Below are 9,559 nucleotides of genomic sequence, written 5' to 3' on the forward strand. Positions count from 1 at the left end.
CTTTTTATTATTCTTTATTAACCCAAGTTTTATTAGCAGTAATGTACTTACCATGACCAATGTATAGCCTTGTAATACCTTTGTAATTTACAACTTTTTGAACTTTCACTCTTCTACCTGACTTAATCTTACCTACCGCATGTTTCTTAGCAAAAGTGCGACTGTTATAAATAACTACACCTTTTTTCCTAATTATACGGTAATACTTTCGATCATTTTGCTTATCTACACCATAATACCCATCTGCATAATCGGTATTATCCACGTACTTACCACGAATTTTCAATTGCAAATGACCATTTGCATATCTGTAAGCTGAAACTTTGTGGACTGATGTATGTCTTCTATCAGCATTTAAGCTATAAACATACTTAGGAACATTATCAAAGTCATTTCTTAGTGCAACGTACTTCTTGTTTGAAGTGACGTATTCACCATTACCTAGATATAGTCTAGTAATTCCATTGTATTCAACTACATTTTCAACCTTGAATTCAGAACCATAGCGCATGAAACGTTTGCGTTCGTGTTTGTTGAATTCTTTACTACCGTAAACCCAAACACCATTATGGTCTGAAACAATGTAGTCATTTGTAGGTTCGTTAGTTGAGTAGTACTTACTGTTGTTTGCCTTCACATCATTCAATTGAGCATTTAGTTGATCAATTTGTGCTTTGTATTGGTTAATCAACGACTCGTTACCAGCATTTTTATCGTTTAATGACTTGGTTACTTCTGCCAATTGAGCTTGATATTGGGCGTTCAATGAAGCAGCCTGGCTACCTAACTTCGATTCTTCATTATTCATGGCAGCAATGGACATTGCTTCTTGTTGTGCCTTGATAATGTTAATTGCATTTTCATACTTGTTTGCAAGTGAATCTCTAATTACTTGAGCTTGTGAGTCAGCTTGACTAGCTGCAACACTTTGTGCACTTCTCATTGCTTCCTCGTTAGCTTTAGCTTGAGAACTCAATTCGGCATCTCTTTGGGCGTTCAATGAAGCAACTCTACTTGAGTATTCAGACCTCTTTTCAGCCATCATACTGTCTGCTTGTGAGTTAGCTTGAGAGATTGCTAATTGCTTATCGCTTTCAACTTGTGAACTCAATGATGCCATTTGACTAGCAAATGTTGAGTTAGCAGCATTTGATGAAGCGTAGTATTGACTTTCTAGTGAAGACTTTTGAGCGTTCATGTCATTGTCAGCGATACTCTTAGCAACACTGGCTGCACTTGATGCAGCGCTGTCGATTGCTGATTGAGCCTTACTACGTTCATTTGCAACTAAGCTATCGTAGTTGCTCTTGATAGCTTGTTGAGCTGAAGCATTTGATTGCGCTAAACGATCTAATTGAGCCTGGGCTGAAATGTTCATCGCATTTCTCACATCTTCAATTGCTTGACTAGCAGCTAATGATTGAGATGAAGTTTGATCATTCAATGCCTGAACTTGTTTTGCATATGAGTCAGCGTATGAATCTGCGATGGACTTAGCAACGCTATCAGCATGACTTGAAGCTGAGTTAATTGTTGAATTCATTACGGATTGAGCAATTGATGAAGCGGCTTCACTATCAGCTTTAGCCTTTGAGATAGCACTTGATAATGCTAGTGAGTTTACAATTGAAGTTGCAGTTGATTGTGAACTTGCTAGACTTTCTGCAGCTGATTTAGCGACTGAAACTGCTGAACTGCGGATTGAGTCAGCATTGTTTGAAGCATAAACGCTGTCGTTGTATGCCTTTTGTTGAGCATCGACCAATGCTTGTGAGTTGGCAGCATTCAATGAAGCAATGTTTGAGTTAGCAATACTTTCTGCCAATGATTTAGCAGCTGAAATGGCATCTTGAGCACTATTAGATGCTGCAATACTGTCCGCAACTGACTTAGCTCTTGCTTCACTTTTAGCTTGTGAGTTCTCAGCATTGATTGAATCAATTGTTGCTTGAGCTTGTGATGAAGTTAAACTCTTGGCAGCTGAAATGGCGTCTGCAATATCGCTTTCTGCCTTCTTTTTCGCTGCGATACTGTCAGCAGTTGATTGTTGTCTTGCTGAACTCAATTCATCTTCATACTTAGCTTGTAGTGAAGCGATTTGTGAAGCAGCTAAACTTCCTTGTGCTTCACGAACAGAATCGATTGCACTTTGTGCACTTTGTAGTGCAGCTAAGCTATCTTGTTGAGCCTTTTGTTGAGCGGCTGAAATTGCAGCTTGGTTGGCACTGTTTAGTGAAGAAATCAAAGAGTTGGCTGAATCTTGCGCTGATTGTCTTGCGGAATCCAATGCCGAATTCTTAACGGATTCGGCACGACTCGATGCAGCTGAACTATCATCGATTGCCTTTTGTTGAGCAGAACTCAATGCTATTGAGTTGGCAACTGATTGACTATCCAATGCTGCTGCAATTGATTGTTGAGCAGCAATGCTAGCGGCACTTATCTTGATGTTGTATAGACTATCAGCCATCAAGCTATCTTGTTTAGCCTTACTTTGGGCATCGACTAATGCTTGCGAGTTTGCAGCTGCAACCGCAATTGATTGTTGTTCCGCGATACTTCTAGCAACTGATTGTGCTGATGATACCGCTGTATCTCTTTCTAAGACAGCTGCTTTGCTTGCTTCATTTAGATTTTCTTGGTATTGATTAGTCTGTTCATTTAGCATCTTAGCGTATGAATCTTCGATTTGCTTAATTTGCGCATCAGTCACCCATTTGGCAGCTGATTGTGCTGAAGCAATGGCTTGACTCATTAGTGAGTTTGCATAATTTGAAGCAGAAATACTATCCTCTACAGCCTTTGATTGTGCATCAGACAATGATTGAGAGTTTGCAGATGATTGTTGAGCAAAAACTGAGTTGGCTGAATCTTGCGCAGATTTTTGGGCTGAAGCGATTGCTGAATCCATGATGGACTTAGCAAGTGATGATGCTTGTAAACTATCAGCATTTGCCTTTGAGATTGCTGCAGATATTGCTTGTGAGTTAGCAGTTGATGTTGCACTAGATTGTGCAGCAGCGACTGATTGAGCTTGAGCAATTGCATCGTCAACAGCCTTTTGGATAGCTGCTTGTGCTGATGATGAAGCATTTTGACTATCAGCAGATGCCTTGCTTCTGGCAGCATCTAGAGCTTGTGAGTTAGCAATTGAAGCAGCTGTTGATTGTTGCGCTGCCAAACTATTGGCGGCATCGACAGCCTTCTTAACTGCATCTGCTTGCGCTGCTTCATATGATTGAGCAAGTTGATTTTGCTTAGTTGCATAAGAACTGTTCAATGAACTAATTAAGTTAGCGTTAGCAGAAGATAAGCTGCTTGCATAACTTTGAAGTGCGCTGATACTGTTAGCAGCATTTTGTGAATCTTGTTGGTACTTATTATTTAGATCAATTACTTCTTTAGCATATGAACTAGCGATGCTATCTGCCTTATGGTTAGCTTCAGTAATCGCTAAACTATTCTTAAGTGCGGCGGCCAAACTATCAGCCATCAAACTAGTAATCTTGTTTGAGTAACTGTGCATTTGTGAAGTTGCACTATCAATCTTAGCTTGCGCTGCGGCTGAACTAGCTTGTGATTCTTTTTGTAGATTACTAATGTAGTCACTGTATGAGTCGGCAATTGATTGTCTTTCGGCAATTGCTGAACTTCTGGCTTCTTCAGCAGCAACACTTTGTTCGTATGAGTTCTTTGATTGTTCTGAAGCAATGGATGAAGCTTTAGAAACCGCTTGTGAAATGGCTGCTGATGATTGCAATGCCGCCTCTTGAGCAGCGCTTTGGGCTGCTGAGATTGTCGCATTGAAATTATTTTGCATACTGCTTAGTTGTTGTTGGTACTTAATTACTTCATTAGAAGCATTGTCCTTATCAGCTTCTAGACTGTTAATGACTGCTTCGTATGATGCTACAACTGATCCATAGGAACTAGCAGCCACAGAACTATCGTAGGTAGCTTGGCTAGATGCAGCTGAACTAGCCGAAGATAGACTAGTGATTGCTGATGAATTCAAGCTGTTTTGCGCACTTGCACTTGATTCCAAGTCGGCAAGTGATTGGTTAGCCTTACTAATTTCATTGCGTAATTCATTGATAATCTTATCGTAGTCAGTGTTTAAACTAGTAATTTGAGCTTGGTATGAATCGTTTAGAACTTGTTGTGCTGAAGACACTGCACTGTTCTTGTCGTTTTCAGCATTAACTGACGCGGCAGAAGATTCCGATTGTGACTTTTCAATCAAATCTTCAATGGCTTTTGAGTTAGCAATTGAAGTTGCAGTTGATTGGGCTGCTGCAATTGATTGAGCTTGGCTCTTAGCTTGTGAAACGGCAGCGTTCACAGTTGAGTTCATTAGTGAAACGGCAGCGTTTGAATCATCAATGACCTTTTGGTTCAATGAACTAATTGTCCTTGCATTATCATCCGCAATTGATTGAATTTGTTCAGAAGCTTGTTGTGATGCAATGTCTTGAGCTGACTTAACAGCACTGGAAATTGCTGATTGAGCACTGTCTGCTGCATTTGAAAGATCTTGTTCTTTCTTCTTGTTTAAGTCATCGATGGCAACAGAGTTGGCACTACTTTGAGCAGAGAATTCTGTTGAAGCTTGACTTGATGCTTGACTTGATGCTTTTGAAACAGCGTCACTAATCGCAGTATTGGCACTGCTTTGGGCTTGATTCAATTCGTAGCTCTTTTGAGCATTGATAGCATCAATTGCCTTACTATTTTCAGCTGATAATGAAGCTGTCTTTGAATCAGCATCATTTTGAACTGATGAAATAGCTGAGGCTACCGCTGAATTTAATTCGTCTTGAGCCTTCTGAGCTGCCGATTTTGAATCAGCAATTGATTTATTTGTTAAATCTTCAATTGATTTAGCATTAGCTAAAGATAGTTGTGCAGCTTCACTACTTGCGGAGTCTTGAGCTGACTTGATAGCACTTCTCATTGCGCTATTTGCTTGTTGTGATGCATTGTTTAAATCGTCTTGGGCCTTGCTTTGTAGATCAACAATGGCTTGTGAATTAGCTAGAGAAACGGCCTTTGAATCTGCATCAGCCTTTGCTTGAGCATCGATTTGGGCTTGTTGAACAGCTTGAGCAATTGCTGATTGAGCACTACTAGATGCATTAATTGAATCTTGTTTAGCCTTTGATTGCAAACTATCAATTATACTTTGGTTTTGTTGGGCAACAGATTGGGCAAGTGAGTTGGCTGAGTCTTGCGCTGATTTAACCGCACTGTTCATCGCGTCGGTAGCAGAACTTTGTGCTGATTGCATACTGCTGTTGTATTGACTTTGAAGGTCGTTAATCTTTTGGGAATTAGCTAAAGAAACAGCCTTTGAATCTTCAGCTGCTTTGCTTTCAGCTAATGATTTAGCGTTATCAGCAGCTTGAGAAATAGCTGCGTCAGCACTGTTAGATGCATTAATTGAATCTTGGGTCGCCTTTGATTGTAGACTATCGATTGCACTTTGATTTTGTTGAGCTTTCGATTGCGCAAGTGAGTTTGCTGAATCTTGTGCTGATTTAACTGCGCTACTCATTTGTGATTGGGCATCATTAGATGCTTGAATTGAGTCTGATTTATACTTTGCCTTCAATTGATCCACTGCTTGTGAATTGGCAATTGATGTTGCTATGGATTTAGCGTTAGCGTCGTCAATAGCTGATTTAACGGCACTATTGATGACAGCAGTTGCACTGTCAGCTGCTGCCTTTGAGTCAGATTCACCCTTTTGTTGAAGTGCGGCAATTGCTGCATTGTTAGAATCAGTAATTGATTTTACCAAACTATCAGCGTTTTGTTTTGCGGTCTCACTAGCTGCAGACAATGCATCGGCTAGATTTTGGGATGCTTGTTGTGATGCTGCCTTTGAATCGGCAGTACTCTTGTTTAGTAAGCTTTGAATTTCTGAAGAATTGTCCGCACTTTGCTTAGCAAAAGTATCGTTAGCTGAGCTGGTGATACTTGTAATCGCATTGTTTAGAGCAGTTTGGGCAGCTTGTGAAGCAGCAGTTGAAGCTGCTTGGTATTGCGCTTGTTGTGCTGAACTACTTTGCGCATATTGAGCTTGTAGTGAAGCAATTGTGCTAGTCAAGACACCCTGTGCTGATGCGCTAACTGAGTTAGCTGCTGATGTAGCGGCACTGTTGATTGCAGTGTTGGCAGAGTCACTCAACGTTTGTAGCGCAGATTGGTAGCTGGTGTTCAAGCTGTTAGTTAAGCTTTGATTTTGACTAGTTAATTGAGTCATTACATCAGCAGCTGATTGTTGAACACTTGCGACTGCGCTTGATTTTAGAGAATCAGCAAGCGTTTGGGCAGCTTGTGAATCAGCGATGGATTTTTGGTTCAATGAGTTTAGAATTTGTTGATTTTGTGCGTTAATGTCACTAATCTTTTGACGGCTAACAGCATTAATTGAATCGGTTGCTGATTGAACCGCATTACTTTTATCGATGACTGCTTGGTTTGATGCGGCAGCTAAACTGTTGTTGTATTGACTTTGTAGTTGTGCCAATTGTTGTGCATTTTGTGAGTTCAATGAATCTTGAACTGATTGAGCTGATGATTGAACAGAAGTCAATGTTTGACTAATTGCATTATCCTTATCAATTGAAGCTGAACTACTCAAACTTTGCAATGCACTATTGGCTGAGGCAATCAAAGATTGAGCATAACTTGAAGCTTGTTGTGATTCTTGCAATGATTGGTTTTGAAGTGTTGTTAGTGATTTTTGGTAGTTGGCACTGGCGATTGCAGAATTGGATGCTGCAATACTGTTGGCAATTGAATTAGCTTGACTTGATGCTGAATTAATTGCGTTTGTGATTGATTGGCTAAGTGCAGCTTGTGAGCTTTGAATGTAAGCAGCAGCTGATGAACTGCTTGCTGCAGCTAATGAATCAGCAAATTGTGGTTTAGGAAGTACATAAACATATGCTGTTCCTTTCCACAATTGGGGTAAAACATGTCCAGTGCTATTTTGATTATTTAGATAATAGTTATTATCTAACGATGTAACTGATGTAATAACAGGATTGTTGGTGTTACCGTTAAATACAGCAACTTGACCTTGTCCATTGATACTTTTACCTGTGGAATCCATGAATTGAATTGGATAGTAGACAACATTTACTGTTGGTGAAACATTAATTTGGTATTGACCATTATTGTTGATAATTTGACCGGTTGTCATGTAATAGTTATTACTATCGAATGTTCCGTTATCAACCAATCTAGGTGTGTTATTTGCATTTAAAACGATGGATCCTTGTCCATGGTTAACGCCATTACTATCAACGAAGTATACAGGTAAAGTACTACTAATTGAGTATGGGTTAACGACTACTTGGTATTGGCCATTTACTGTTACCACTTGGCCATTAATCATGTAGTAGTTGTTACTGTCGAATGTTCCAACACTAGCAATCTTTGGATTGTTGTTAACATCAAATGCAACCAATCCAGTACCATGTGCGTTTCCATTCGCATCAACGAATGTTAATGATGCTTGTTTATTAACAACGTCAGGATTTACAAGTACTTGGTATTGACCATTAACATTGGTAACTTGACCATTTACGACGTAGTAGTTGTTGATATCTAAGCTACCATTATCGATTAATTTAGAATTGTTGTTGGAATCAAAGGTAATGGTTCCTTGACCATGACTGACTCCATTGCCATCAACAAAGGTTGCGTTGGCAAAGTTGCTTAGTTTGTTTAAAACAACTTCCATAGTGAAGTTGTCATCATTTGCGTCCTTAATCAATTGACCGTTAGGACTGATGTGGTAATTACTATTTGCTAAGTTACCGTAGTCTACTAGTTGTGGCACGTTGTTTCCGTTAACGTTAACTTGACCTATCGCAGTGTTTCCGCTGTTATCGACTACCGGTACACCCTTGCTAGTGAATGTTACTGTTGATGTTCTAGCATTTTTTAGGACAGCAATTGAGTAAGTTCCATTACCTTTAGCTACCACTTTAGCATTTGGTGCAACGTGGTATCCACTACCGTTAATGTTGGTAGTATCGTTGATGGTTGTTGATCCATCTGAATTTAGGTAAACAGAACCAGTCAATTGGTTATTGCTACTGTCTGTTAGGATTTGATTATTTGGAGTTACAAAGTTCAATGTTGCAGTTTGTTGGTTAACAGTAACTGCATATTGACCGCTGTTGTTAGCATCAGCAGTAATGTTTGGGGTTGAAGCATTTGGCACATAGTAGTATTGAGTTTGCAAGTTACCCAATGTGTATGTGTTGGAAATGCTTCCATCATTATTGATGTTTACTGTACCAGTTGCTACCAATTGGCCATTGGTGTTATAGAAATTCAATGGCTTTGGTTTTGCAGCAGGTACCAATGTCACTACGTAGTTGTAGTTTGAGTTCATACTCAATTGTGATCCAACGTTTGCTACGTAGTTATTACCGTTAATATTGTAATAGTTTGTTACTTTTTGCAAAGCATTGTTGGAACTATTTAGAATTGCCATCCCAATGGCTGGATTTCCATTTGTCCCCGTGATTGCGTTTCCGTTTGCATCAACAAAAGAGACTGGTGTTAGGAAAGTTGGATTAGTTCCCTTAGTTTCAACGATAAGTTGTGGAGTGCCTAAATAATTCTTCCCAGGTGCTATACTGGCATTTAAAACGTAAGTGAAGCCTGGATTAGTAACATTATTGACATTATTTAATTGGTTGACTCCATTTGCATTTGGTGTTGCGGAGTTAAGAATTTGAAAATTATTTGGATTGGTATTATTAGCAACATATGCATATGAAGCACCTCCGCCAAGCGGTTGATTTCCATTGACATCATTAAAGTATACAGAGATGGGATTTGCGCTAAAGTTATCACGATAACTTAGTCCCTGAGCTAAGTTGTCACGATACACAGCAGCATTGCTATCAATGTTGCTTTGCGCAGATGAAGCCATTTGATCAATGATGGCTTGAGCCTCAGACAGACTAACCCCTGTTAGTGAATTATTAGAATTGCTACTTTGACTATTATTAGTGTCCAAATTCGATTGCACATTTGAACTACTAATTTCCGATGTATTCTCACTTAATGCAGAACTACTGTCTTGAATGCTATTCGAACTGCCTTGAGATGAAGATGTTGAACTGGTGTTACTTGTTACTACTGGGATCTTTGATTGACTGCTTGAATAAGTAGTTTTATCCATAATTGTGGCTGCTTGTCCTTTAGTAGTACCATCAGCATTTGCGCTAACTTGAGTTGTCATCAAAGTAAGACCTGCCGCACCAAAAAGTGCAAAAGAAGAAACAGAGACTACAACCCAGTTTTTCTTTACTTTTTTCAACATCTTTTTGTCGTTTAGCTTTCTTATTTTTCTCTTATTGTATTTCAATGAAAAGGCACCTCCTCTTTAAAATTTCAGTGATAAACTTATAAAATCGTTTTTATACACCGAATATAATATCCTATTAACATCGCGATTTCTCAAATGAAACATTGATTTTAAAAAATCTTAAAAAAGTAAATTATTTCTTAATATTTCACTGAGATTCCT

General features: G+C 39.1%; 1 protein-coding gene. It reads right to left on the bottom strand.

What is annotated here, in order from left to right; translation table 11 throughout:
* Window positions 1–7 precede the first annotated feature (7 nt).
* Entirely contained in the window at window positions 8–9,397 is a 9,390-nt protein-coding gene (locus OEZ61_RS00110) for a DUF5776 domain-containing protein (RefSeq protein ID WP_290046496.1), read from the bottom strand.
* Window positions 9,398–9,559: the final 162 nt, after the last annotated feature.

Source organism: Apilactobacillus sp. EABW-1NA (assembly GCF_030398685.1).
Taxonomy (GTDB): Bacteria; Bacillota; Bacilli; order Lactobacillales; family Lactobacillaceae; genus Apilactobacillus; species Apilactobacillus waqarii.